This window comes from Streptomyces sp. PA03-3a (assembly GCF_033792735.1).
Taxonomy (GTDB): domain Bacteria; phylum Actinomycetota; class Actinomycetes; order Streptomycetales; family Streptomycetaceae; genus Actinacidiphila.
Map to the genome: position 1 here is coordinate 81,675 of NZ_JARAVM010000003.1, position 26,690 is coordinate 108,364.

Annotated in this window: 19 protein-coding genes and 1 pseudogene; 9 read left to right on the forward strand and 11 right to left on the reverse strand. The window is 72.8% G+C overall.

The features are described 5' to 3' along the window. Positions 1-56: 56 nt before the first annotated feature. On the forward strand, positions 57-485 hold the full coding sequence (locus PV342_RS04265; protein ID WP_400800837.1) for a DUF6210 family protein: 429 nt from the start codon (positions 57-59) through the stop codon (positions 483-485). 114 nt (positions 486-599) lie between these two features. Here the strand turns inward: PV342_RS04265 and PV342_RS04270 are convergent, their stop codons facing one another. From PV342_RS04270 to PV342_RS04290, 5 genes are all read right to left on the reverse strand, one after another. Then, on the reverse strand, positions 600-1,832 hold the full coding sequence (locus PV342_RS04270; protein ID WP_400800840.1) for a L,D-transpeptidase: 1,233 nt from the start codon (positions 1,830-1,832) through the stop codon (positions 600-602). Between the two features lie 26 nt (positions 1,833-1,858). Then, positions 1,859-2,656 carry a L,D-transpeptidase family protein gene (locus tag PV342_RS04275; protein ID WP_400800843.1) on the reverse strand — a complete coding sequence of 266 codons (798 nt, stop codon included), beginning with the start codon at positions 2,654-2,656 and terminating at the stop codon, positions 1,859-1,861. A 388-nt stretch (positions 2,657-3,044) separates the two neighbouring features. Further along, positions 3,045-4,277 carry a CU044_5270 family protein gene (locus PV342_RS04280; protein ID WP_400800845.1) on the reverse strand — a complete coding sequence of 411 codons (1,233 nt, stop codon included), beginning with the start codon at positions 4,275-4,277 and terminating at the stop codon, positions 3,045-3,047. Then, positions 4,274-4,849 carry an RNA polymerase sigma factor gene (locus tag PV342_RS04285; RefSeq protein ID WP_400800848.1) on the reverse strand — a complete coding sequence of 192 codons (576 nt, stop codon included), beginning with the start codon at positions 4,847-4,849 and terminating at the stop codon, positions 4,274-4,276. The genes PV342_RS04280 and PV342_RS04285 overlap by 4 nt, the downstream gene beginning before the upstream one ends. Before the next feature lie 325 nt (positions 4,850-5,174). Then, entirely contained in the window at positions 5,175-5,621 is a 447-nt protein-coding gene (locus PV342_RS04290; protein WP_400800851.1) for a nitroreductase family deazaflavin-dependent oxidoreductase, read from the reverse strand. Between the two features lie 252 nt (positions 5,622-5,873). On the opposite strand from PV342_RS04290, the gene PV342_RS04295 reads away from it, so the two are divergent. Next, complete coding sequence (locus tag PV342_RS04295) at positions 5,874-7,496, forward strand: flavin monoamine oxidase family protein (protein WP_400800854.1); 1,623 nt, start codon at positions 5,874-5,876, stop codon at positions 7,494-7,496. 127 nt (positions 7,497-7,623) lie between these two features. On the opposite strand, the gene PV342_RS04300 is transcribed toward PV342_RS04295, so the two are convergent. The 5 genes from PV342_RS04300 to PV342_RS04320 form a co-directional block, all read right to left on the reverse strand. After that, entirely contained in the window at positions 7,624-8,253 is a 630-nt protein-coding gene (locus PV342_RS04300) for a pyridoxamine 5'-phosphate oxidase family protein (protein ID WP_361007552.1), read from the reverse strand. A gap of 192 nt (positions 8,254-8,445) precedes the next feature. After that, complete coding sequence (locus tag PV342_RS04305) at positions 8,446-9,717, reverse strand: MDR family MFS transporter (protein ID WP_400800857.1); 1,272 nt, start codon at positions 9,715-9,717, stop codon at positions 8,446-8,448. After that, entirely contained in the window at positions 9,714-10,865 is a 1,152-nt protein-coding gene (locus tag PV342_RS04310) for a PLP-dependent cysteine synthase family protein (RefSeq protein ID WP_400800860.1), read from the reverse strand. Before PV342_RS04310 ends, PV342_RS04305 begins: the two co-directional genes overlap by 4 nt. A 110-nt stretch (positions 10,866-10,975) precedes the next feature. Then, positions 10,976-11,416, reverse strand: a complete 441-nt coding sequence (locus PV342_RS04315; RefSeq protein WP_400800863.1) for a hypothetical protein — start codon at positions 11,414-11,416, stop codon at positions 10,976-10,978. A 61-nt stretch (positions 11,417-11,477) separates the two neighbouring features. Next, positions 11,478-13,877, reverse strand: coding sequence for a glycoside hydrolase family 65 protein (locus tag PV342_RS04320; protein ID WP_400800866.1), 2,400 nt, complete (start codon positions 13,875-13,877; stop codon positions 11,478-11,480). A gap of 445 nt (positions 13,878-14,322) precedes the next feature. On the opposite strand from PV342_RS04320, the gene PV342_RS04325 reads away from it, so the two are divergent. From PV342_RS04325 to PV342_RS04345, 5 genes are all read left to right on the forward strand, one after another. After that, entirely contained in the window at positions 14,323-14,589 is a 267-nt protein-coding gene (locus PV342_RS04325; protein ID WP_400800869.1) for an SHOCT domain-containing protein, read from the forward strand. A 33-nt stretch (positions 14,590-14,622) separates the two neighbouring features. Continuing rightward, positions 14,623-15,264, forward strand: coding sequence for a CBS domain-containing protein (locus PV342_RS04330; RefSeq protein WP_400800872.1), 642 nt, complete (start codon positions 14,623-14,625; stop codon positions 15,262-15,264). A gap of 83 nt (positions 15,265-15,347) precedes the next feature. Then, positions 15,348-16,010 (forward strand): helix-turn-helix domain-containing protein, encoded by a 663-nt coding sequence (locus PV342_RS04335; RefSeq protein ID WP_500315831.1) that lies wholly within the window; start codon positions 15,348-15,350, stop codon positions 16,008-16,010. Positions 16,011-16,186: 176 nt separating this feature from the next. Further along, positions 16,187-16,822 (forward strand): CBS domain-containing protein, encoded by a 636-nt coding sequence (locus PV342_RS04340; protein WP_386992470.1) that lies wholly within the window; start codon positions 16,187-16,189, stop codon positions 16,820-16,822. 130 nt (positions 16,823-16,952) lie between these two features. Then, a complete protein-coding gene (locus PV342_RS04345; RefSeq protein WP_400800878.1) occupies positions 16,953-17,642 on the forward strand; it encodes a pyridoxamine 5'-phosphate oxidase family protein in 690 nt (229 codons plus the stop codon). An 11-nt stretch (positions 17,643-17,653) separates the two neighbouring features. Here PV342_RS04345 and PV342_RS04350 read toward each other — a convergent pair. Further along, positions 17,654-18,411 (reverse strand): annotated as a pseudogene (locus tag PV342_RS04350) (SAM-dependent methyltransferase). A gap of 729 nt (positions 18,412-19,140) precedes the next feature. Between PV342_RS04350 and PV342_RS04355 the strand changes: the two are divergent. Next, positions 19,141-22,770, forward strand: coding sequence for a S8 family serine peptidase (locus PV342_RS04355; protein WP_500315832.1), 3,630 nt, complete (start codon positions 19,141-19,143; stop codon positions 22,768-22,770). Between the two features lie 461 nt (positions 22,771-23,231). After that, entirely contained in the window at positions 23,232-26,663 is a 3,432-nt protein-coding gene (locus PV342_RS04360) for a CARDB domain-containing protein (protein ID WP_500315833.1), read from the forward strand. The last annotated feature ends 27 nt before the right edge of the window (positions 26,664-26,690 follow it).

Sequence of the window (26,690 nt, forward strand, 5' to 3'; positions counted from 1 at the left end):
TCAGCTCATACGACGTCGGGTTCACGACCGCGGCCCGGGTCCGGGAGACTGGCGGCATGGCCGTTCCGCGTTTCGTCTTCCTCGATCCAGACGGCACCGGCGCCTGCGACTGGTTGTACGCGGTGGTCGAGGCGAGGACCGGTGTCGTCTATCAGCAGCAGTACGGTGGGACCGCCTGCCGGCAGGGACAGGTCGAGGGCTTCCTGGTGCCCCTGTTCGGCCCGGACGGCCTGACGGCGCTGCGCGAGCTGTTCGAGAAGCACTTCCGCGGCGCCGGAACGCGGAACCACGCGTGGCCGGCCGACGAGCGGGACAGACTCCGCGCTGCCGTCGGTGCCATCCGCTACTGGGCATCGGACGGCACCTCGGAGCAGCCGCATGCGTTGCGGCTGGACGAGAGCCGGATCCGTGACGCCGACGAGGCCTGGGTACCGGTGATCACACCGGACGGGCCCGCGGTGCTGGTGTGGTTCAACTCCGACTGAGACAGCGGACGTCGGGGTCATCCGGCACACGCTACTCCCCGGGCCCCCCACGGGAGCGTCGCACACGACCGCGCCCGGTACCGCACGAGGTCGAGCACGGCCGCGCCCGCGCGCCTATGCGAGCGCCGACCCCGCCTTCCACCGCTCCCAGGACATGTTCCAGCCGTTGAGGCCGTTGTCGGGGGCGATCGTGTGGTCGCGGGAGTGCTTGACGACGACCACGTCGCCGATGAGGGAGTTGTCGTAGAACCAGGACGCGTCCTGCCCTGAGTCGCCTCCGCCCCGCACGTCGTTGAGCCCCACGCAGCCGTGGCTGACGTTGGAGTGCCCGAAGACGGAGTCCGGTGCCCAGTAGTTGCCGTGGATGAAGGTGCCGGAGGTGGACAGCCGCATCGCGTGCGGGACGTCGGGGATGTCGTACTCCCCCGCGTATCCGACCGTGGCGCCGTCCATGCGGGTGCTGACGAGCTTCTGGGAGATCACCATCTGCCCGTTGTACGTGGTGCTTCCCGGCGCGCCGGAGGTGATCGGGATCGTGCGGACGGTGTCGCCGTCGCGGACGACGCGCATGATGTGCGTGCCGGCGTCGACGGTGGAGACCTGGCGGCGGCCGACAGTGAAGCGGACGGTCTTGTCCTGGGTGCCGTAGGCGTTCGCGGCGCCCTTCACCCCGTCCAGGCGCAGGCTCAGGGTGACCTTGGTGTGCGCCTTCCAGTACGTCTCGGGGCGCAGGTCCAGACGCTGGTTCCCGAACCAGTGACCGACGACCTCCTGGCCGCCGTCGCTGGTGACGCGTATGCCGCGTTCGACGGCTTTCTTGTCGGTGACGGGCTTGTTGAAGTTCAGCGATACGGGCATGCCGACGCCGACCGTGGAGCCGTCCTCGGGGGTGAAGGTGCCGATGAGGCGGTCGTCCTTCGTGAGGGTGGTGAAGGACAGGCTGCGGGTCTGCTTTCCGCCCGATTCGTCCTCGGCGTGGACGACGAGACGGTACGCGGTGCCGTAGGACAGGGCGGCGTCCGGGGACCAGCGGCGGTGGTCGGCGGCCGCGGTCCCGCGTACCGGGGTTCCGCCCGCGGTGGTGAGGGTGACGGAGGAGATCGTCCCGCCGGAGACCTCGACGTCGCCCGCGCCGCCGACGGACGCGTGCCGGTCTCCGTCAGCGGCGCCCGTGCTGAGCCGGAAGGCGGCCGCCACGGCCCGCGGCCCGGTCGAGGAGGCCTTGGTGGAGGGCGCGGCCCCCTGCGCCGCGGGCGCGGTGGCGGGCTGCCCGCCGGCGCAGGCGGTGAGCACCGACGCCCCGACGACGGCGAGGGCGATCACGGTGAGGTTGGGCTGGGACGACACGCTTGCTCCTGTTGGCCGCGGAACTGTCATCGGGCGAGAGAGGCCGCGTCGCCCATGACGACGACGGGGTGGTCGGCGGGGTCCAGCACCCGCAGCAACTGCTTCATGTGCGCCTTGGCGATGCTGACGCAGGCGTGCGTGGGGCCGCCGTGGTCGACGTGGATCCATATGCCGCCGCCGCGGTTCGCCCCCATGGGCTGGGCGCCGTTCATCGGCGACGTACCGGGCTGCCGGTTGTAGTTGATGGCGATGACGTAGTCGAAGGAACCGGCGAGCGACTCACCCAGGAAGCCTCGGGCGTCGGTGGAGAACCCGTTGGAGCGGTGGTAGGTCAGCTTGGTGCCGGGGTCGGCCAGGAGTCCCCCCGCGTCGGTGAGACCGAACACCCCGATGGGGCTGTGCAGATCGCCCGCGTAGTGCTTGTCGGTCCAGCCCTTGTAGCCGTTGTGGGCGTCCCACACCGCTCCGGGACGCCAGCCGCCGTCGACGCGCTCGTAGAGCACGACCTTGGACTTCGCGGACTCCTTGCCCGCTCCCGTGACCAGGACGACTTGCCGGGTGTCCGCCGGGATCCGCGACAGTGTCCTGGGGCCGAGCCCCGGCAGCAGTTCGGGGTACCGCGGCTTCGGCGGGGCCGACGTCCGCGGCGTGGCGGGCGCGTCGGCGGGCTGCCCGGACGCCGGCGGCGCGGCGTCCCGGACGACCGCGGCCGTCTCGGGGGCCGGGGCGGGGTTCTTCTCGGGCAGGTGCTGGTAGGCGGCGATCCCCAGTGAGGAGACGACCACGGCGGCGGCCGCGGATATGTAGGGCCTGTGCAGGCGCATGGGTGCAAGCGCTTTCTCGGGAGGACGGGAGATCAGGGGGGAAGCCCCTCGGCGGGGCTCGCTGGACCGGATGACCGGGTGGTGTCCGTGGGCGATGCCGTACGCCCGGGGGCGCCGCCGGTGGCGTGGGCCCGCTCCTGGGCGGAAGGGGTGGTCTCACACCCGTTCAACCGGGCGGACGTCGGATCGGGTTGCCCGGATTCCGGGGAGCCACCGGGACGGTTCGGCCGTATCGGGCCGGGTCGGGCGGCGGCCGGGGACGTCGCCGGTCGCCCGGGGATCCGCGGCGTCGCGTCAGCGGCGGATCCCCGGGTCCGTCAGTCGGCGCCCGCCGGGGGCCGGTCGCCGTGGTGCGGTGTTCCCTCCGGCCGCGCGGTGCGGCCCGGGTTCAGCTGCGAGCGTTCTTCGGCACGGTGATCTGGTGCTCGCCCCAGCTCATCCTGGTGGTCGCGTTGTAGTTCACCGTCGTACCGGCGCCGAGCCCGGCTTCCTCGGCCCGGGCGGACGGTTCGACGAGCACGAGCACGTCACTGAGCATGGCCCCGGTCGACGGGTCCACGATCAGCCGCTCCCTCACCGTCCCCAGGGGTCCCGGGTAGCTGACGGGGAAGTCGACCCCCACGCCCTCGCGTCCCAGGGGATCGGTGACCCGCCCGGTCACCCGGACTCCGGGCAGATCGGCCATCACCCGGTACGCGGCCGCCCGGACGGCGGGCTGCACGGGCATCGTGACGAGGTTGCCCGCCTGGCGCAGCATCCAGGCGCTGCGGTTCGAGGTGCCGGTGTCGGCCCCGTTGTCCTGCGCGTACAGCCGCTCCAGGTACCGGCGCAGGCCCCCGCTGGTGGAGGGCAGTGCGCGCAGGTCCTTGTAGGTGACGTTGTCCGGGCCGACGGCGTAGATCTTGTCGTCGGCGTTCGTCCGCATGACCAGCGGCCGCCGCCCGGTTCCCATCACGGTGACGAGCCTGCCGCTCCCGGCCTTGTTCGAGACCTCGAACTCCACCGTGCGGGGCGAGCCCGCGGCCTGCCAGCGGGCGACGTCCGCCGCGGTCCGGGGCTCGGTCACGGAGTCCAGGCCGGAGACCTCCAGGCTTGCGGTGCCGGGCCGCACGCCCACCGACCACTCGTCGGTGGACGCGCTGCGCACGGCGAAAAGGTGCCCTTCGCCGCCGGCGACGTCCACGTTCTCCGAGCGCGTGGTGGTCTGCCAGTACGTGCCCTCGGCGACGGCGCTCTCGGCCTGCCTGGCCGCGCTGAGGAGTTCGATGTGGCCGTCGACGCGGAGGTCCGCGCCGTCGCCCGGCGCGGCCGTTCCGGCGGAGGACGGCGGCTGGGCGGTCGGACGGTCGGCGGGCTCCTGCCAGTCCACGGTGCTCACGACCACCACGGACGCCGCCACGGCGGCGAGGGCCGCGGCCCCCAGCGGCCGGAAGGCGCTCCTGCGGCGCGGCGCGAGGAAGCGTGCCGCGCGGCCGTCCGTCGCTCCGGCGACGATACGCGCGAGGTCCTCCCGCTGCCGCGCGGAGTCCACGAGCCGGGACGGGTCCAGTTCCTCGGGCCGCGCGTCGGCGAGCACCTTCAGGACGTCGGGCCGCCCGGACGGCTTGCGGGTGTTCTTCACGCGGGTGCTCCTTCGCGGTGGCTGCGGTACGGGGTCTCTGCGGGAGGTGCGGACGCCGGCTCCGGCTCGGGAGCGGCGGGCGCCGCCTCCATGGCCTTCTCCAGCCGACGACGGGCCCGGTACAGGCGGACGGTCAGCGTGGCGGTGGTGCAGTCCAGGACCTGTGCGGCCTCCCTGGCGCTCAGGCCGTGCCAGGCGATCAGCGTCAGGAGCTCCCGGTCGGCCTCCGGCAGGCCCGCGAGGGCCTGCAGCGCGTCGTGCCGGCCGGCGACGTCCGCCGCGACGTCCGCGGTGTCGGTCCGGGCGCCGCTGCTGATGCGCTGCGCCTCCTCGGCGGCGAGGAGGTACTGGTGGGCGTCCCGGCGGCGCAGCTCGCGCACCAGGTTGCGTGCCACACCCAGCAGCCACGGCAGAGCGGGGTCGGGGACGTCCCGCACCCGCCGCCAGGCGACGGTGAACGTCTCGCTGGTGATGTCCTCGCCTACCTGCCGTCCGACCAGGCTGGTGGTGTAGGCGAGCACACGCGGATAGCACTCCTCGTAGACGTCCCGGAAGCGTTGGGCATGTGTCACGCGCCGTCCCCTCATCTCGCACTCTCACCATGCAATGGGCGCGGCGGCCCGTTTCTTACAGCCCGGGTCGAGATTTTCCGCGGATGTGGTCCACATCACGCCGGGACGGGGTTCCCGGCGGCGGTCGCAGGCCGGGATGCGCAAGGTCGCCGTGGTGAGCGGGGGCGGGCGGCGGGTGGTCGGTCGTCGAGGGGCCGGAAACCGAAGCGGGCGACGGTCCGGACCGCGAGCGGCACGCCCGGCCGACCGCCGTTCGCGGACCCCGCCCGGACCGATGACGGCCGCCGCCCCTTCGCGGGGGCGGCGGCCGTCGGAGCGGAACAGGTCAGTGGGGTGCGGCCGCCGGCTCCAGGACGAAGACCGGGATCTCGCGGTCGGTGTTCTTCTGGTACTCCGCGTAGTCGGGCCACGCCTCCACCGCGCGCTCCCACCACTCGGCCCGCTCGTCCCCCGTGACCTCGCGGGCCGTCATGTCCTGGCGCACGGGGCCGTCCTGCAGTTCCACCCGGGGATCGGCGACCAGGTTGTGGTACCAGACCGGATGTTTGGGAGCGCCTCCCTTGGACGCCACGACCGCGTAGCGGCCGTCGTGCTCCACACGCATGAGCGGCGTCTTGCGGATCCTGCCCGACTTGGCGCCCAGCGTCGTCAAAACGATCACCGGCCTGCCGCGCAGCGTGGTCCCGTTGGTTCCTCCCGAACCTTCGTACAGCTCGACCTGGTCGCGGACCCACTGCTCGGGGCTCGGCTGGTACTCACCCACCAAAGGCACGTCGTTCTCCCATCTCGGCATGCGGCTTCGCCAACCTCAACATCCTCACCCACCCCCCGCCTTCCCGGCGTCAGCCCCGCTACGCGCCGCCGGTACCGCTGCCGATCACCCGAACGGTCGGGAGGCGGTCATCGACGTCCGTTCACACACACACGACACGCGAAATGGCACTGTCATGTCCCGGCCACACCATCCGTAACAGCCCGCCCTGAAGATCGGCATGCACACCGGCAGATCGAGAGAGGGCGACTCATGACGCAGGGGCAGCCAACAGGGCTCGACCGCAGGGGATTTCTGCGCGCCGTCGGCATCACCGGCGGTGCCGGAGCAATGTTCGCCACCATGGGCGCGCTGGGGCTCGCGCCGACGGCCGAGGCAGCCGGCCGAGGAGGCGACTTCCGCGCGCCGAGCACGGCCGACTTCCACCTCACGGGGCGCAGAGCGGGCAAGGTCGTCGTGCTGGGTGCCGGACTGGCCGGGCTGACGACCGCGTACGAACTGGGCAAGGCCGGATACGACTGCACGATCCTGGAGCCGCGCGACCGGCCGGGCGGCCGCAACTACACCGTGCGCGGCGGGGACACCCACACCGACCTCGACGGGCACACCCAGACCGCGGGCTTCTCCCAGGGCCAGTACCTCAACGCCGGACCCGCCCGGCTGGCGCAGTGGATGGTCACGCTGGACTACTGCCGAGAACTCGGCGTCCCCATCGAGGTCTTCACCAACTCCAACGCCGACGCGTACATCTACCACGAGTCGGCGGGCATGCGGCCCGGGCAGCCCGTGCGGTACCGCACCGCCAAGGCCGACACCTTCGGGTACGTCAGCGAACTCCTCGCCAAGGCCACCGACCAGGGCGCTCTGGACCAGGAACTGACCACCCAGGACAAGGAGCGTCTCCTGTCGTTCCTGGAGGACTTCGGCGAGATCGGCGGACGATCCGACGGATGGGCGTACGCAGGGGGCGCCAACCGGGGCTACGCCACCTGGCCCGGCGCCGCGGGCACCCCGGGTGCCCTGCTCGGGGACCTGCCCACCGCCTCCGAGGTCTTCGCCTCGGGTGTCGGGCGGCACTTCGCGTTCGAGTTCGAGTTCGACCAGGCGATGCTGATGTTCCAGCCGGTCGGCGGTATGGACCGGATACCGCGGGCCTTCGCCCGCGCCATCGGCGATCACCGGATCCGCTACTCCTGCCAGGCCACCTCGCTGGTGCAGTCGGCGGGCGGCGTCGCCGTGGGCTACACCGACCCCGGCGGACGGCCGCGGCGGATCGAGGCGGACTACTGCGTCGCGGCCATCCCACCGCATCTGCTGGCCAGGCTCACGCACAACCTGGGCCCCGACGTCCAGACCGCGCTCACCACCATCCGCCCCTCGTCGGCGGGCAAGATCGGCCTGGAGTACCGCAGCCGCTGGTGGGAGACCGACCACCGCATCTACGGCGGCATCACCGAGACCGACCTGGACCTCTCCCACATCTGGTACCCGTCCTACGGTCACCACGGCAGGCGCGGCGTCATCGTCGGCTACTACAACACCGGGTCAAACGCCGACGCCTATGCCGCTTTGACGCCCGCCGAGCGTGAGGCGCGCGCCGTCATGCAGGGCGTGAAGATCCACGGCGAGAAGTACCGCAGCGAGCTCTCGAATTCCTTCTCCATCGCCTGGAAGCGCGTCCGGCACCTCGAAGGCGCCTGGCACAGCATCCCCGGCGGCACCGACGCGGCCGTCTACAAGCCCCTCAACGAGCCCACCGGACGCGTCCTGTACGCGGGCGACTGGCTGTCCTACATGGACGCCTGGCAGCACGGCGCGATCCTCTCCGCGCGCAAGGCCGTCACCACGCTGCACAGCCGCGCGCTGAAGGCCTGATCGCCGCCGACGCGAGACGAGGTGGCCGGCCGGGAGATCCGGACGGACACCTCGTCCCGGCGACGGTGCCGCCCCGACGGTCGGCCGCCGCGCGGCCCGCCTCGGGCGACCGGGCGCGCCCGTGGCGTCACCCGGGCTGTCCCGGGTCCTGGTCCCCGGCCGGGGGCAGCGACCGGATGGCGCGCCCGCTCACCTCGCCCGGCACCACGCGGATCCACAGCGGCCGGGTCCCCCCGGCCCAGGGTTCGCCCCCGGGGCGCCTGCCGAGTGCCTCCGCGGCGGCGGTGTCGGTGATCGGCTCGGCGGCGCCCCTCACCAGGACGCTCCAGCCGAGACGCCTCTCCTCGTCGACGAAGTCGGTCTCGAAGGCGAGCTTCGTGCCGGGGGCGACGGCCGCGGCGCCGGCCGGATCCGTGCGGTAGACGACCGTCCGCCCGTCGACCAGGAAGTTGACGGGCACCAGCACGGGAGCCTCCTCCCCGGTCCCGGCCGTGTGGGCCACGCGGCCGATGCCGTGGGTGCCCAGCCGTTTCCAGCACTCGCCCTCGGACAGCCGCTGCAGCACCGGCCGGGCCGCCGGGCCGCCCCGTCCCGGTGGCGCTTGGCGGGAGCCCGAGGCCAGCTCCTCGTACGACACCCCGAGCACGTGCGCGACCCGCTCCAGCGCGGCGGCGTCGAAACCGGAACCCAGCTCCTCGACCTGCCGCAGGTACGCCGTCGACATCCCGGCCCTGGTGGCCAGTTCCTCGCGGGACATGCTCAGCTGCTCACACCGCACGGCGACACGACCGGCCACGTCCTCGCCGTTCGAAGGGCCTGCGCCCGCCGCTCCGCCCTGGTCCGGACCACCCTGCACAGCCACTCACCTCCCGCGTCACGTCTGTCTCCCTTCAGCGCAGCAGACACACCGGCCGCCCGCCAGTCCAGAGCCGGCGGGCGCCGGCGAAGGTCAGGCGAGGGCCGGCTCTCGGGTGGCCGCGGCGAGCCCCCCGGCCCGCGACAGCAGCTGGACGCAGACGGCGCACAGCAGGCCGGTCGCCGTCAGGGCCAGCCAGGGCAGCCACGGCTTGTGGCTGTCGTCGGCGATGCCCCAGACGGCGCCGGTCGCGAGGTTGCCCACGGTGATGCCCACGCCGGAGACGGTGTTGTACCAGCCGTAGTGGGTGGCGACGAGGCGCTCTCCGGAGAGGGTGACGATGGTGTCCATCTCGAAGGGGTAGACCACCGCACTGCCCACCGCCAGCAACGCGACGGCGGTGACGAGCAGGGCCACCGCGAGCACGGCGCTCGGCGTCCCGCCGGACGGGTCGGGGCTCACGGCGAGGGGCGTGAAGGCCAGGCCCATCAGCAGGATCCCGCCGACGATCGCCTGCGGTCCGCTCCAGCGGGCGCGGACCCAGTCGGTGATGCGGAGCTGCCCGAGGACCGCCACGACCGCCGAGACGATGAACAGGCCGCTGGTGACGGCCTGTCCGCCGCTGCCGAGCAGTTTGTGCGCCTGCAGGGGAAGGGCCAGGTAGACCTGGAAGGACAGCACGTAGGAGCCGATCATGGCCAGTGAGAAGAGCATGAACGGCCGGTTGCCCAGCACCTGCCGCCAGGAGCCGAGGACGCCCGCCGCCGCGCCGGAGTCGCCGGCGTGTCCCGGCCTGCGGTCGGGCAGCGCCCGGCACTGCAGGACGGTGAGCACGGCGAAGACGGCCGCCGCCGTCAGGCACACGGCGCGGAAGTCCAGGGCGAGCAGGGCCAGGCCGACCAGGGGGCCGATCAGGACGCCCGCCTGGTAGAAGACGTTGAACAGGGCGAAGCCCTCCACCCGCCGCTCGCCCGCCTGCACGGCCAGGTAGGCGCGGACCGCGGGGTTGAACAGCGCGCCGGCGAACCCCGCGGCGGCGGAGGCCGCCACCAGTGCGGGCAGTGAGTCGACCAGCCCCAGCAGCGCGAAGCCGACGGTGCGCAGCGTGCAGCCGATGACGATGGGCGTCTTGTAGCCGAATCGGTCGGCGATGGTCCCGCCGAGTACGAACATGCCCTGCTGGGAGAAGTTCCGTACGCCCAGGACGAGGCCGACGGCCCAGGCGGCCAGGCCGAGGCCGCCGGCCAGGTGGTCGGCGAGGTAGGGCATGAGCATGTAGAAGCCGAGGTTGATGGCGAACTGGTTGGCCATCAGCAGCCGGGCCGGGGTGTCGAAGGAGCGGACCTGCCGCCACAGGCCCCTCATCGGGCGCCCTCGAAGGACATGCCGTCGAGCCGGGTGTCCGGCGCGGCGGCCAGCGGGTCCCGGACGGTGGTGCAGCGCGTCCAGCGGCCGACGACGGTCTCGCCCGGGTGGGCGATCTCGTCGGGGTCCTCGGAGGGTTCGTGGTGCAGCAGGCCGTGGTCCCGGCAGTAGGGGTCGTCGAAGACGGTCCCTACGTAGCGTTGCGGGCCGTCGGGGAAGATCGTCACGATCCTGGTCTCGGGCGGCAGCGTTCGGGCCAGCCAGCGGGAGACCAGCGCGACGGCGCCGACACTCCAGCCGCCGGTGGCGTAGTGGTCGCGGGCGAGGCGGCGGCAGGCCCACACCGCCTCCGCGGCGGCCACCCAGTGCACCTCGTCGAAGGCGGGGTAGTCGACGTTGCGGGGGTGGATGCTGCTGCCCAGGCCGCGCATGAGCCGTGCGGCGGGCGGCTGGCCGAAGATCGTCGACCCGGTGGTGTCGACGCCGACCAGCCGCAGGTGCGGGAAGAACGCGCGCAGCGGGCCGCTGACCCCGGCCGAGTGTCCGCCGGTGCCGACGCTCGCCACCAGCACGTCGATGCGGCCGAGCTGGGCGACGAGTTCATGGGCGAGGACGGCGTAGGCGGCGACGTTGTCCGGGTTGTGGTACTGGTCCGGGCACCAGGCGGCCGGCTCGGCGGCGAGGAGTCCCCGCACCCTGTCGCGGCGGGCCTGCTGCCAGCCGCCGACCGGGTGCGGTGCGGTGACGACGTCGACGGTCGCCCCGTAGGCGGTGAGCAGGGCGACCAGGGGCGGTTCCATGCCGGGGTCGGTGACCACGGTGACCGGGTGCCTGTGCACGGCCCCCGCGAGGGCCAGGCCGAGGCCGAGCGTGCCGCTGGTCGACTCCACGATCGGCGCCCCGGGGAGGAGTTCGCCGCGGGCGCGGGCGGCCTCGATCATGTACAGCGCCGAGCGGTCCTTGATGCCGCCGGGGTTGAAGCCCTCGAGTTTGGCCCAGAAGCCGCGGCCGTCGGGGACGAAGGGCGATCCGACCCACAGCACGGGCGTGTTGCCGACCAGCCCGGCCGGGGTGCGGCGCGGGGGCGCGGTGGCGGCCAGGAGTTCGGCCGGGGAGGTGGGCGTGCCGGGATAGGGGAGGGTGCTCATAGGTGTTTCTCCTGCCGCCGTCGCCGTGGCGCGGCCGCTGCTCGTACGGGTCCTGGGGGCGCGTTCGGCCGTGCCCGCCGCGCGGTGCGCCGGGCGGGGCCGGGGTGCTGTCAGGTCCGCGATACGCAGAGCAGGCTCAGGGTCGCGGGGCCGGGCCGTGCGGGTGCGCAGGGATGTCCGGCGCCTCCGGGCGCGGCCCGGGCGGGGTGGATCGCCGGTACCGGTGCCCGCGGCGCGCCCTCGGCGCCGGGGGCCGCGGGAGCGTCGGCCCAGCGCAGGCGGGGATCGGGCAGCCTGTCGAGGGCGACCCCGCACAGCGCGTGGTGGTCGTCCTGCGGCCTGCCGCCGCGGGCGAGGACCTGGTCCGCGAGCGAGGCGCCGCCCCCGGGCCGGCACAGGGCCGAGTCGGACGAGGCGGCGGCGAGGGTGTCGTTGCCCGCGCGGTCCGGGCCGTGCGCGCAGGCCAGCAGATGGACGCCCGTCAGCAGGAGCATGCCCAGCAGCAGGAGCACTCCGCGCGGGGAGACGCGCCGACCCACTCGCCACATCATGCTACGTACAGTAGTCGATCATTCGCTGTACGCATCCGTCCGTCGGCCCCGCGGGCATGTGTCATCGGGGCGGCAGGTCGAGCCGCCGGAAGCGGCCCGGCGGAACGGACCAGGTCCGGCCGCCGAGGCGGACCCGCAGGGGTGCCGCGGCGGAGGTGGGGACGGCGATGCTGACGAGGTCCCCGCCGACGTGGATCCGCACGCCCCAGTGGTCCCGATAGCGCACCGTGAAGGCGAACGGCGAGAGCTGCGGCAGCGGCACCGGATCGAGCCACAGGGCGTCCCCGCGGGCGTCCAGGCCGGTCAGGCCGCGCTGCACGAGGTCGAGGGTGCCGGCCATGGCGCCCAGATGGATGCCCTCCTCGGTGGTGCCGCCCTGGATGTCGGTGACGTCGCCCAACAGTGCCTCCTCCGCGCACGACCAGGCGCCCGTCGGGTCGGCCCTGGCCAGCACCCAGGCGTGCACCAGTCCGCTGAGGGTGGATCCGTGGCTGGTGCGCCGCAGGTAGTAGTCGACGGTCGACCGCCACGTGCCGTCGTCCATGGGGTACCCCAGACGCCCGAAGAGGCGGTGCAGTTCGCCGGGTGGGAACAGGTAGCCCAGCATCAGCACGTCGGCCTGCTTGGACGCCCGGTAGCGGTTGACGGAGTCCCCCTCGGCCTCCAGGATCCGGTCCAGCCGGCGGATGTCCCCGTACCGTGCGCGGCAGCCCTCCCAGTCCAGCTCCTCCAGCTCGCCATAGCCCGCGAACTGGCTGAGCACACCGTCGTGTCGGGGGACGTACAGCCTTCGCGAGACGTCCTCCCAGTGGTCCGTCTCCTCCGGTCCGAGGCCCGTGCGCTCGCGGAGTTCGTCGCGGCGCGGCGCCGGGAGGGTCCGCCACAGCTCCAGGGTCCGGTCCATCACCCAGGCGGCGGTGACGTTGGTGTACGTGTTGTCGTCGACGCCGGGCGTCGCGGAGCCGGGGTAGGCGTCGTGGTACTCGTCGGGTCCGACGACACCGCGGATGCGGTAGCGGCCGCCGGTGTCGCAGTCGGGGTCCCAGGTGGCGAGGCAGGCCCAGAAGCGGGCGATCTGCAGCAGCATCTCGGCGCCCTTGGTGTACAGGAACTCCGTGTCGCCGGTGGCCTGCCCGTACCGCCAGATGTTGTAGGCCACGGCGGAGCCGACATGGCGCTGGAGCCTGGTGTGATCGGGCAGCCAGCGTCCCGAGCGCGGGTTGAGGTGGAGCGTCTGGGTCTCCTCGCGTCCGTCGCTGCCGCTCTGCCAGGGGTACATGGCCCCGACGCAGCCCGCCTGTTCCGCCGCCCGGCACGCCTCCTCCAGCCGGCGGTGGCGGTACTCCAGCAGCGCTCGGGACACCTCGGGGAAGTGCAGGTCCAGATAGGGCAGGACGAACAGTTCGTCCCAGAACACGTGGCCGCGGTAGGCCTCTCCGTGCAGTCCCCTGGCGGGCACGCCCACGTCGAGTTCGGCGGAGTGCGGGGAGAGGGTCTGCAGGACGTGGAAGGCGTGCAGCCGCAGGATCCGTCCGGTCTCACCTTGGACGTCCAGGCCGGCGCGGCGCCACAGCCGCTCCCACGCGGCGGAGTGCGAGTCGAGGAGGCCGGCGAAGTCCGGGGCCCGTTCGACCCGGTCGAGGGCGGCGTGCAGCGGGTCGCTGATCGCCCGGTCTCGGGAGGTGTGCAGGGCGACCGTCTTCTCGACGACCGCCGGCCGGTCCGGTCCCACGGGGACGGTCAGCCGGTGGACCGCGGTGCGCTCCCCCGCGTCCCACGACCGGGCGGCCGCCGGTTGCGGTGTGGCGTGCGTGCGGGCGGCGAGCGCGACGCCGATGTCGGAGGCGGTCGTACGGCACCGCAGCCAGACCGTGTCGGGTTCCGAAATCCCGGTCCGCACCCGCGTGAGGTGACGGCCGTTCAGGTCCCCGTAGCGGGAGACGCCCGCGTTGCACACGTCGCCGTCGAGCGCGGACTCCACCTCCAGGTCCGCCGACCAGCCCCCCTCGGCGCGGAAGACGGTACTCAGGGCGGCGAGGTGCGGGTCGTGCATGTGCACCAGCCGGGTCTGCTCGACGGCGAGGATCCGTCCGCGCGGGTCGCGCAGCCGGAACGTCCTGGTGAGGGTGGCGTGTCGGAGGTCGAGGTCCTGCCGGTGCTCCAGCAGCGAGCCGTCGTCGGGGGTGAACCACGCCCCGCCGTCCCGGAATCTGAACCTCAGGGCCAGCCAGTTGGGCAGGTTGACCATGTCCTCGTTGGCGACCTTCCGCCCGGCGACGGCGGAGTGCAGCCGGTTGTAGCAGCCGGCCGCGTAGGTGCCGGGGTAGTGGTGGGGGCCGGCGACGGTCTCCGGGGCGGCGCCGCGGGTGGCGAAGTAGCCGTTGCCCAGGGTGCACAGTGCCTCGCGCAGGCGTTCCCGGGCGGGGTCGTATCCCTCGTACGACCAGGTCCACTCCCCCATCGTCGCCCCTCTCCGGGATCCGGCGGCCGGGGTCCTCCCGTCCAGTCTCCCCCGGATGCCCACGCCCCGCCCGAGGTGGCGGGGCGTGGCGGCCGCGACCGGCAGGTCCGCGTCATCGAGCGGAGCGGGCAGCACACCGCGGGCGTGCGCCATACCCGCGTACGGGCGGCGTGGACCGGTGCGCGCATGGGCCACTCGGCCCGGCCGGAGGGACGTCCGGCCGTGTCGGTGGCCCCACCGGCCCAAGCGGCGCCAGGTGGAGTCGACCGACAGTGGGACCGGAGGGCACGGGCTCCACCGTGCGCAGGGAGGCGGATCGACGCACCACCGCGGGGTCGGCGATCTGATGACCGGGGCGGGTCGCTTCCGTGCGGCCGTCCTCCCACAGCGGTGACCCGGCCGGCAACGGCGACAGCGGTCCGGGCGCCGCGGTGAGGAGGACACGATGTTCGTCTACGGCCACATGAACGGCTGGGGCTGGGCCCTGATGTCCCTCGGCTGGCTGGTACTGCTGTTCCTCGTCGGCCTGGCCGTGACCGTGCTGCTGCGGCACACCCCCGACGGCGGTGCGGATCGTACCGCCCACCGGGATCACCCGGAAGCGCGGGCGCTGCTCGCGGAGCGGTACGCCCGCGGCGAGATCGACGACGAGGAGTACTGGCGTCGGCTCGCGGTACTGGAGGCCACGGCTCACCGGCAGGGGTCGAGGTGACCTGACCCGGCACGCTCGTCGAAGGAGGCGGCCATGAATGGCGACCGGCATCCGGCGTCGGTGGGCGACGTGATGACCAGGAAGGTCGTCGCGGTCGCCCTGGGCACGTCGTTCAAGGAGATCGTGCGGACCCTGGAGCGGTGGAAGGTCAGCGCCCTGCCCGTGGTGGCCGAGGGCACCCGGGTCGTGGGCGTGGTCTCCGAGGCGGATCTGCTCCGCAAGGAGGAACACCGCGAGGACGACGCCCCACCGGTCGGCGCGGTCCCGGACAAGGCGTCCGCGGTCACCGCCGGGCAGCTGATGACGGCCCCGGCGATCACCGTGCGCGAGGACGCGCCCCTGGCGCAGGCGGCGCGGACGATGGCGCTGCACCGTGTGAAGCGGCTGCCCGTGGTCGACGCCGACGGCGCGCTGCGGGGTGTGGTGAGCCGGGGGGACCTGCTCAAGGTGTTCCTGCGGACGGATGAGGATCTCGCCCGTGACGTGCGCGGACTCCTCGCGGGTGAACTCCTGCCCGAGGCCTGGCAGTTCGTGGACATCGAGGCGGCCGACGGGGTCGTGACGGTGAGCGGCCTGCTCAGCGACCGGTCGCTGGTGCCGGTCGTGGCCCGGATGGTGCGCTCGGTCGAAGGTGTGGTGGACGTGCGCTTCGACCTCACCTCGGGCCGCGTGTAAGGCCGGGCCGCCCGCGCGGCGCCGCCGGATCACGGCGATCGACCGGGGGGCACCCCCCGGGAACAGGAAGGAACGTGACCGCCATGACGAAGCATCCCTCGACCACCGCGGCCGGGGACATCGGGCGGCGCATCACGATGCGCCGTGAGGAGCTGGGCCTGTCCCGGGAGGACGTGGCGGCACGCACGGGCATCGCGCCGGGCTATCTGCGGTACGTCGAGCAGGATGCCACCGCCGCTCCCGGCGTCGCGACGCTGCGGGGCCTGGCCAGGGCGCTGGACACGAGTGTGTCCGCGCTCGCCGGCGGCGACGCCGACCTGCCACCCGGCCGCGGGCGGGCGGCGGGACACGCGGAACTGGTGGAGCTGGGCCGCGACGAGTGCTGGGAGCTGCTGTCCACGCACGGGGTCGGCAGGCTCGCCCTGCCGATGCCCGAGGGGATCACCGTCGTGCCGGTCAACTACTGCGTCGCCGAGGGCACCATCGCCTTCCGCACCTCTCCGGCCGCCACCCCAGCGGAAGCCACCGACACCAAGTGCGCCTTCGAGGTGGACGAGGTGGACGACGCCCTGAGCCAGGGCTGGAGCGTGCTCGTCCGCGGCATGGCGCACACCGTCACCGACCCCGCGGGCGTCAGACGGCTCGAGGAGCAGGCCTACACCGGGCCGTGGGCCGGCGGAGAGCGCGATCTGTGGCTGCGCATCACCCCGTCGACCGTGACGGGCCGCCGCATCGTGGTGGGCTGACACGCCGACGGCCGGAGGACGCGCGTGCCCCGTCGTCCTGGTCCCGATCGTCCGACCGCCGGGCCTCGCCCCGGTACCGGCCGGACCCGTACAAGGGCCGGAAGGCCCCTGCGCACGGCGGGGCCGCGGAAGCAGGCTGGGGACGGGGACCGGACCCCGCCCGCGAGGAGGACGTCATGCACGGCAGCCCGCACGTCGTCGGCGACGTGATGACGCGATCCGTCGTCGCGGTCGGCCGGGACGCCTCGTTCAAGGAGGTCGTCACGACGATGGAGGAGTGGAAGGTCAGCGCCCTGCCCGTGCTGGAGGGCGAGGGCCGGGTCGTCGGAGTGGTGTCCGAGGCCGACCTGCTGCCCAAGGAGGAGTACCGGGACAGCGCCCCTTCCCGCCACGAGCAGATGCGGCGGCTGCCGGACCTGGGCAAGGCGGGCGCCACCACCGCCGACGAGCTGATGAGCGCCCCCGCGGTGTGCGTGCACGCCGACGCCACCCTGGCGCAGGCGGCGCGCGCGATGGCGCGCCGGCACGTCAAGCGGCTGCCGGTCATCGACGGTGAGGGAATGCTGTGCGGCATCGTCAGCCGGGGCGACCTGCTGAAGGTCTTCCTGCGCCCGGACGACGAGATCGCCGAGGAGGTCGGCCGGGAGATCGTCGCCTACCTGTTCCCCGGTGAGCCCCCGCCGGTGCGGGTCCGCGTCGAGGAGGGCGTCGTCCACTTCTCCGGCCCACCGGGCGACCCGTCGCTGCTCCCGGCGGCGTCGCGGTTCGCCCGCGCGGTGGAGGGCGTCGTGGACGCCGTCTGGGACCCTTGAACGGACGACGATCAGCGGGGTCCGATCACCGTGCGCGGCGGTCCGCGCTCCTCGGACCCCGGGACCGAGGAGATGAGGGGCATGGCACCGAAGCCGTTTCCGGCCGCCCCCCGGTGACATGGGGCGGCGCGTGGCCAAGCGGCGCGACGAACTGGGTCTGACCCGTGAGGAGGTCGCGGCCCGGGCCGGCATGGCCACCAGTCATCTGCGGTTCATCGAGGAGCAGTCCACGGCCGCTCCCGGACCGGGGACGATGGGCACCCTCGCGGCGGTACTGGACACGACGGTCACCGCCCTCAGCGGAGGGGAGGCCGACCTCCCGCCCGGCCGGCGCGGACGCGCCTCGCCTCACGCACGCCTGGTGGAGCTCTCCCCCGGCGAATGCCGGGCGCGGCTGGACGGGCACGGTGTGGGCCGGATCGCGGTGACGACGCCCGGTCACGAGGCCGTCCTGCCCGTGAACTACAGCGTGGTCGACCGTTCCGTCGTCTTCAGGACGGCGCCGGGCTCCGGCCCCGCCCAAGCCGTCGGGACCGAGGTCGTCTTCGAGGTCGACCATGTGGACGAGGCGCTCAGCCAGGGCTGGAGCGTCCTGGTGCGGGGCCCCGCCCGACGCGTCGAGGCCCGGAGGCCGTACGGTACCTGGCGCAGCGGATGTACAGCGGCCCGTAGCCGGGGGACGACGACCGCATCATGTGGGTCCGCATCGACGTGGACGCCATCAGCGGCCGCCGTATCGACGTCCCCTGACGCGCCCGCTCCGTCGCCACCGGGCCGCGGGAGGCCCGGGGACCTGAGGTCCCCGGGCCTTCGTCGCTGAGGGCGGGGGCGTCAGCGGACGCGGGCGACCCCTGCGCAGATGCCACTGGCCTCGGGGGACGATGACCGGCGTGTCCTGAACCACTCCGGGGACGTCACCAGGCCGGGCCGGAGGAGGTCCAGCCCGTCGAAGAAGCGGGCGGCTTCGGAGCGGGTGCGGAAGTCGAGGCGGATACCGCCCTTGGCGTACTCGGCGGTGACCTGCCCCGCCGGCTCGGGGTGGAGATCGGACGTCGCGTGGGACAGGACGGGATGGCTGCCCGGCGGCAGGGCGGATGGCAGGGTGCGCACGACGCGGTGGGCGTCCTGTCCGTCGGGGACGAGGTGCAGCAGGGCGATGAGGGAGAGCGCGACGGGGCGGGTGAGGTGCTTGTCCCGGCGTGTGTGCTCGACGATCTCCTCCGGCCGGCGGGCGTCGGCCTCGAGGAAGTCCGTGACGCCTTCGGGACGTCCGGTCAGCTGGGCCAGTGCCTGGTGCAGCACCAAGGGGTCGTCGTGCGTGCAGACGACCTTCGCCGCGGGTGTCAGGCGCTGGAGGATCTGGTGCAGGTCGGGTTCGGTGGGGATGCCCGAGCCGATGTCGAGGAACTGGTCGACGCCCTGAGCGGCGAGCCAGGCGGCGGCCGTCGCATGAACCGCCGGTTCTGCCGGGCGGCGTCACGTGCCTCGGGCGGCAGCTTACCGCCCACGGCCTCGTCGGCGGGGTAGTTGTCCCTGCCGCCCAGCAATCAGCCGTACACGCGGGCCGGATGGGCCCGGCCGGTGGCGATCCGCGGTGGACGGGGGTGCCGATGGTCACGACGGACTCCGTCGCCCCGGGGGTCGGTCGTGCTGTCGATCCCGGCGGTCTGGCAGAGCAAGCAGCCGCCGAACACGGCGACTTGGCCGATGCGACGCGCCACCACGGGCTTTCGCGCCACAAATGGCGACATCTTCGGGTGCTCCCGGATTCACCGCACAACATGGGCGCGTTTCTCTTTCCGCCCGCCACATCAAAGGGTGCGAGCGACCATCCCCGCCCCATCGAAACTTTCGCGGAAGGCGGACCCCAGTGACCGTATCGACGTCGAATTCGAAAGTTTCCGGTGAGTAAACCTCCGGGCCGCTCCACGACGCACCGCACACATCGTCGCCGTATGAGCGAATCCCCAGGTCAGCGACACTTTCTGAGGCCGTTTCAGTTAATGTTCGACCGGTCGTCAACGCCGGCTCCCCGGACCACGCCCACCGGCTCGGAAATAACGCACGTTACAGTCCGTTAGTTCGGGGTTCAAGTGCTTTACACGAGCTCTTCAAGAGTGATCAGATTCCTCCGATCGTCCACTCTGGAGGGCAATGTGAGACCCCGTTTCCCCCGAAGATTCACAGCGGCCGCAGCCACAGCTCTCGTCGCCGCTCTCGTGACACCCGGAGCGGCGCACGGCGCTCCTCCCTCCGCGCCCGGCGCGACGACTACCGAGGCCGCGGCCGCGGCGCAACGCCCGCCCACGACGGTCACGTTGATTACCGGCGACAAGGTGACGGTGGCGCAGGGGCCGAAGGGCACCGCCCCCGCGGTGCAGGTCGAACGCGCACCGGGGGCCACGGGCTCGGTGCGTGTCGCCACCGAGGGCCGGGACACCTACGTGTACCCCGACGAGGCGATGCCGTACATCGCGACGGGACGCCTGGACAAGCAACTCTTCAACGTCACGCAGCTGTTGGCCCAGGGCTACGACGACGCGCATCTCGGCGCGCTCCCCCTGATCGTCACGCGCACCGAGGGCTCCGCCGCCCTCGCGAAGAGGGCCGAACTCCCCGGTGCACGGACCACTCTCAGCCTCCCCTCCGTTCGTGGTGAGGCGGTCCGCACCGAGCGGTCGAAGGCCGCGGACTTCTGGGCGGCCCTCACCGGCACCGCGCAGGACGCCGGTCAGCCGTCGGCACGCCTGGCCGGCGGCGCCGAGGAGGCCGCGGATGCGCCGCGCTTCACCGCCGGCGTCGACCAGGTGTGGCTCGACGGCAAGGCGAAGGCGACGCTCGCCGACACCACCGCGCAGGTCGGGGCGCCCGCCGCGTGGGCCGCGGGCGGCACCGGGGCCGGGGTGCGGGTGGCCGTCCTGGACAGCGGGGTGGACGCCGGCCATCCCGACCTCGCGGACCGCATCGTGGCGTCCCGCAGCTTCGTCCCGGGCGAGAACGTCGTCGACCGCAACGGGCACGGCACCCACACGGCGTCCACCGTCGCCGGCACGGGCGCCGCCTCGGGCGGCAAGGAGCAGGGGGTCGCCCCGGGCGCCGACCTGCTGGTGGGCAAGGTCCTCGGCGACAACGGATTCGGGACGATATCCGGGATCATCGCCGGCATGGAGTGGGCGGCGCGGACCGAGCACGCCAAGGTCGTCAGCATGAGCCTGGGCGTCAGTGGCTGGCACACCCAGGACGATCCGATGAGCCAGGCCGTGAACCGGCTGAGCGCCGAGACCGGCGCGCTCTTCGTCATCGCCGCGGGCAACGACGGGCCCGGGGACTACAGCCTCGCCGCACCTGGGACGGCCGACGCCGCGCTCACCGTGGGCGCGGTGGACGCGTCCGACCACCTCGCCGAGTTCTCCAGCGCCGGGCCGCGCATGAACGACGGCGCCCTCAAGCCCGACATGACCGCCCCCGGGGTGGACGTACTCGCGGCGCGCTCGCAGTACCTGGAGTGGGGCGAGGGCTTCTACCGGGTCGACAGCGGGACGTCCATGGCCACGCCCCATGTCGCCGGGGCGGCGGTGCTCCTGGCGCAGAAGCACCCGGGGTGGACGGGTCGGCAGATCAAGGACGCCCTGATGGGCACCAGCGTCCCGACCCCCGACTACAGCCCCTACCGGGCGGGTACCGGCCGGCTGAACGTGGCGGCCGCGTACGGCCAGGACCAGGTCGTCGCGACCGGATCGGTCGACGCGGGACTCGTACGGTGGTCGCCCGGTACGCAGCGGCAGCCGGTCGAGCGGAAGATCACCTACACCAACACCACGTCCCGCCCCCTCACGTTGCGGCTCTCCGTCGACCGCGGCGACTCCCCGGCGCGGGTGTTCGCGGTGTCCGGCGACCGCGTCACTGTGCCGGCGAACGGCACGGCCACCGCCGAGGTCGTGGTCGACGCCCAGGGCCTCGCGGCGGGCCAGTACGCCGCCCGGGTCACGGCGCGCCACGCGGGCGGTGAGGTGCACACCGCGGTGGGGATCTCCGTCGAGTCCGAGAAGCACGACCTCACCATCCGACTGAAGGACCGTGACGGCCGGCCCGTGAGCGGCGAGGTCGAGATCAGGAGCGCGGACGGCGCCTCCACATACCTGTGGATCCCCGACGGGTCGCTCACCAGCCGCTGGGCTCCCGGTTCCTACATGGTCTCGTCGTTGGCGGACGTGCAGGGCGTCGGCGGCCGCCACTCCCTCGGGCTCGCGGTGCTGACGGCCCCCGAGGTCGAGCTCACCGGCGACCGGGTCGTGGAGCTCGACGCCTCCCGCGCCCGCCAGGTGAAGGTGGCCACACCCCGGCCGACCAGCGTGGTGAGCAGCAGGATCGACCTGTACCGCTCCTTCACCTCCGCCACGCCCACCCCCGGCGACGGGAACGCCCTGCGCGAGAGGATCTGGCCCTCGGCGGCCTACGACAGCCTGTGGGCGCTGCCGACCAAGGACAAGGTGAGAAAGGGCAGCTTCGCCTTGACCACCAGGATCCGCGCCGAACAGCGGCCGCTGGCGATCACCTACCGCGGACGCCTCCTCGACGACGCCCTCATGCAGCCCGGTTCCCGGCCGCTGCGGGACGGCACTTCCCGTCTCGACGCCGTCTTCGCCGGCAACGGCACGCAGGCCGAGTACGCCGGAGTGTCCGCCCGCGGCCGGGCCGTGGTGATCCGCGGCGGCGACGCCGTGTCCCCCGCGGATCGGGCGGCCGCCGCGCGTGCCGCCGGTGCGGCGCTGCTCCTCGTGGTCAACGACGGTGAGGGCCGCGGGAGCGACTGGTACGGGGAACCCGACAAGGTGACGGCCGGGCAACTCCCGGTCGCCTCCCTGACCCTGGACGAAGGGGAGGCGCTGATCAAGGAGATCGGCGCCGCGGGCCGGAAGGGCCTGCGGCTCGCGGTCGAGGCGCATCCGGCGCCGGCGTACCTGTACGACCTCCTCGACCAGCACCTCGGCGGGGTGCCCGCGGATCCCTCCGCGAGGACGGACGCCCGCAGCCTCGCCCGCGTCGACCTCGACTTCACCCCGCCCCCCGGACGGCGGGTCACCGAGTCGCGGCTGGACTTCCCGTCGTACGACTACCCGCCGTACAAGGGGTTCTCGCCCAACGCCCTTCCCGCCGACGTGGTCGCGCCCGGACGGCGCACCGACTGGGTCACCGCGGGTGTCCAGTGGCAGCAGAACGCCGGGCTGGAGGGCTGGGGCGGCTCGTCGACCGACCTGATGACCTACCGGCCGGGCAGTGTGCAGAAGGACCGCTGGTTCGGGCCGATCACCCGGCCCCGCATGATCGCATCCGATCTGCCGTACCGCGGCGAGAACGCGATGAGCGCCTACATCCAGGGGTTCGGCGACGCGGGGTCGGCGCACAGCGGCGGATCGGGCATGTACCAGGCGATCTCGTTCTACCAGGGCGACCGGGAGCTGTCCCGGATCGAGGGCTACCCCTGGTTCGGGGTCGGTGACCTGGCGCCGGAGAAGCTCCCGTACCGGCTGGTCGTCGACACCAAGGGTGACACGGCGCTCAGCCCCTACTCGACCGCCACGCGCACCGAGTGGCGCTTCACCTCCGGCGCCCCCGAGAGCGTCCAGGCCGTTCCCTTGGTGCAGCTGGACTACGGCACGGACCTGGACGCGGAGGGCAGGGCGGAGCGCAGGACGGAACTCAGCGTCAACCCGGTCGTGCTCGGCAGTCAGGCTGCCGGTGACGCGGTCTCCGCGGTCCGGCTCGAGGTGTCCTACGACGACGGGGCCACCTGGCTGCGACAGGGGCTCAAGGAGAAGAAGGGCACCTGGCAGGCGGCCCTGAACGCGCCGGGCCGGGCCGGCTACGTGTCGATCCGTGTCACCGCCGAACAGCGCAACGGCGGCGGTGTCACCCAGACCGTCACGCGGGCCTTCGGCCTGAAGTGACACCGTGAGGGGCCGGTGCCCGGTGCGATCACGCACCGGGCACCGGCCCCTTCGTGTTTCCCGCAGCCAGCGATCTTGCGTAGTGCACTCAATAAATTGCGTTGACTGCGAGTGCCCTGCCCACCGGTGCCGCCCCTCCCACGGACCGCCCGGAGGGTCTGCCTGGCGCTATGCCGCAGGTGTGTCAGAGCAGCCGCGCGCAAGTGCTCCGCAAGCAGCGCAAGCACGGTCCGCCCTCAAGTGCGGCCGGATTACGAGCTGTTGACAAACCCGAGACGTCCGAGAAACCTAATGACGCGCTTTCCGCAAGAAGTTGACTGCCTTACTCAATTGGCGTGCACGGCCGGCTCTTGTGTCGGGACGGCACCCTCCGGTCCCTGCTTCCCGCGCTTCCCCCGCTCCCCCTGGTTCCTCCTCGCCCGCCCGCCGCGCGCCCCGCCCCCCACGGAATAGAGGACCCCATGCGTTGGAGACCCCTCGGCCGACGGTCGCTGTCCGCCGCCGCCCTGGCCGGGCTCATGACCCTCGCGCTGTTGCCGATGTCCGCCCCCGCACAGGCAGCCCCCACGGCCTCGGACGCTGCCGCCGCCGACGTCAACCTCGCTCTCGGCCGCCCAGCCACCGCGAGCGGCTCCCACGGCGAGTACCCGGCCGGGAACACCACCGACGGCACCCAGGCCTCCTACTGGGAGGGCCCGGCCGGCTCCTTCCCGCAGTGGGTGCAGGTCGACCTCGGCGCGACCCGCAGCGTCGACCGGATCGTGCTCAAACTGCCCTCCGGATGGGAGACCCGGACCGAGACGCTCTCCCTGCAGGGCAGCACCGACGGCTCCTCGTTCGGCACGCTCGCCGCCTCGGCCGGACGGGTGTTCAACCCGGCGCAGGCCAACGCCGTCACCGTGGACCTGGCAACCCCCTCCGACGCCCGGTACGTCCGCGTCAACGTCACCGGCAACACCGGCTGGAGTGCCGCTCAGCTGTCGGAACTGGAGGTGTACGGCGAGGAGGGCGGCCCGACCGACCCTCCGCCCACCGGCACCAACCTGGCGCGCAACAAGCCGGTCGAGGCCACCTCGTCGGTGCACAACTTCGTGGCCGCCAACGCCACCGACGACTCCACCTCCACCTACTGGGAGGCGGCCGGCCACCCTGCCGACCTCACCGTCAAGCTCGGCTCGGCCGCGGACGTCACCGGCGTCGTGGTCAAGCTCAACCCCGACCCCGTGTGGGGGGCCCGCACCCAGGCCGTCCAGGTGCTGGGCCGCGCGCCGTCCGGGACCGGCTACACCTCGCTGCGCGACCGCGCCGACTACTCCTTCAGTCCCGGCACGGGCAACGCGGTGACCATCCCGGTCAGCGGGCGCTGGGAGGACGTACGGCTGCGGTTCTTCGCCAACTCCGGCGCGCCCGGCGGCCAGGTCGCGGAGTTCCAGGTGGTCGGCACCGCCGCGCCCGCTCCCGACCTCACCGTCACCGGTCTGAGCTGGTCACCGGCCACCCCGTCCGAGCGGGACGCGGTCACCGTGAACACCGGGGTACGCAACGCCGGCACCGCGCGCTCCGCGGCGACGACCGTGGACGTGAGCGTGGAGGGCACGGTCGCCGGATCCGCCTCGGTGCCCGCCCTCGACCCGGGCGAGTCCGCCACCGTCGCCGTCTCCGCCGGCACCCGCGCGGCGGGCAGTTACGCGGTCTCGGCGGTCGTCGACCCGCGCAACACGGTGGCCGAGCTGGACGACAGCAACAACAGCCGCAACGCCGCGGACCGCCTGGTCGTCAGCCAGGCCCCCGGACCGGACCTCGAGGTCACCGGCATCACCACCAACCCTGCCAATCCGGCCGTGGGTTCGTCCGTCTCCTTCACCGTCGCCGTGCACAACCGCGGCACGACGGCCGCGGCGGAGGGTTCGGTGACCAGGCTGCAGGCGGGCTCCACCACGCTGAACGGCACGACCGGCCAGGTCGCGGCGGGCGCGACGGTGAACGTCGCCATCAGCGGCACCTGGACGGCGACCGCAGGCGGCGCCACCCTCACGGCCACCGCGGACGCCACCGGCTTGGTCGCCGAGACCAACGAGAACAACAACGTGCTCGCCAAGCCCCTCGTCGTCGGACGCGGCGCGGCCGTGCCGTACACCGAGTACGAGGCGGAGAACGGCCGCTACCAGGGCACCCTGCTCACGGCCGACGCCAAGCGGACCTTCGGGCACACCAACTTCGCGACCGAGTCGTCGGGCCGCAAGTCCGTCCGGCTTGACTCCGGCGGACAGTACGTCGAGTTCACCTCCACCACCTCCACCAACTCCATCGTGGTGCGCAACTCCATCCCCGACGCCGCGGGCGGCGGCGGATCGGACGCCACGATCAGCCTCTACGCCGACGGCGCCTTCGTGCAGAAACTGTCGCTGTCCTCCAAGCACAGCTGGCTGTACGGCAGCACCGACGACCCGGAGGGGCTGACCAACCGGCCCGGCGGCGACGCACGGCGGCTGTTCGACGAGTCGCACGCACTGCTGTCGCGCACGTACCCGCAGGGCACCACCTTCCGGCTGCAGCGTGACGCGGGCGACTCGGCGGCCTACTACGTCATCGACCTGATCGACCTGGAGCAGGTCGCCCCGGCGCTGACCAAGCCGGCCGACTGCGCCTCGATCACCGAGTACGGGGCCGTCCCCGGTGACGGGCTCGACGACACCGACGCCATCCAGCGGGCGGTCACCGCCGACCAGAACGGCCAGATCCCCTGCGTGTGGATCCCGGCCGGGCAGTGGCGGCAGGAGCAGAAGATCCTCACCGACGACCCGCAGAACCGGGGCCAGTACAACCAGGTGGGCATCCGGGACGTCACCATCCGCGGCGCGGGCATGTGGCACTCCCAGCTCTACACCCTGACCCCGCCGCAGAACGCCGGGGGCATCAACCACCCGCACGAGGGCAACTTCGGCTTCGACATCGACCACAACACCCAGATCTCCGACATCGCCATCTTCGGCTCGGGCACGATCCGCGGCGGCGACGGCAACGCCGAGGGCGGCGTCGGCCTCAACGGGCGCTTCGGCAAGGACACGAAGATCACCAACGTCTGGATCGAGCACGCCAACGTCGGCGTCTGGGCCGGCCGGGACTACTCCAACATCCCCGAGCTGTGGGGGCCCGGCGACGGGCTGGAGTTCACGGGGGTGCGGATCCGCAACACCTACGCCGACGGCATCAACTTCGCCAACGGCACCCGCAACTCCACCGTCTTCAACTCCTCGTTCCGCAACACCGGCGACGACGCCCTCGCGGTGTGGGCCAGCAAGTACGTCAAGGACACCTCCGTCGACGTCGGCCACGACAACCACTTCCGCAACAACACGATCCAGCTGCCCTGGCGCGCCAACGGCATCGCGGTCTACGGCGGCTACGGCAACACCATCGAGAACAACATCGTCTCCGACACGATGAACTACCCCGGCATCATGCTCGCCACCGACCACGACCCGATCCCCTTCTCGGGCCAGACCCTCATCTCGGGCAACGCCCTGTACCGGACGGGCGGCGCGTTCTGGGGCGAGGCGCAGGAGTTCGGCGCCATCACGCTCTTCGCCCAGGCCACCGACATCCCGGGGGTCACCATCCGGGACACCGAGATCCACGACTCGACCTACGACGGCATTCAGTTCAAGACGGGCGGCGGCTCCATGCCCGGTGTCAAGGTCACCGGTGTCCGCATCGACAAGTCCGTCAACGGCTCCGGCATCCTCGCGATGAGCGGCGCCCGCGGCAGCGCCACCCTCACCGACGTCACGATCACGAACTCGGCCCAGGGTGACGTACTGATCGAGCCCGGCTCCCAGTTCACCGTCACCGGCTCACCGAACGGCGCGTCCGCAGCACGCAGGTCCTTCTGAGAACGGCGGGGTCCCCGGCTCACCACG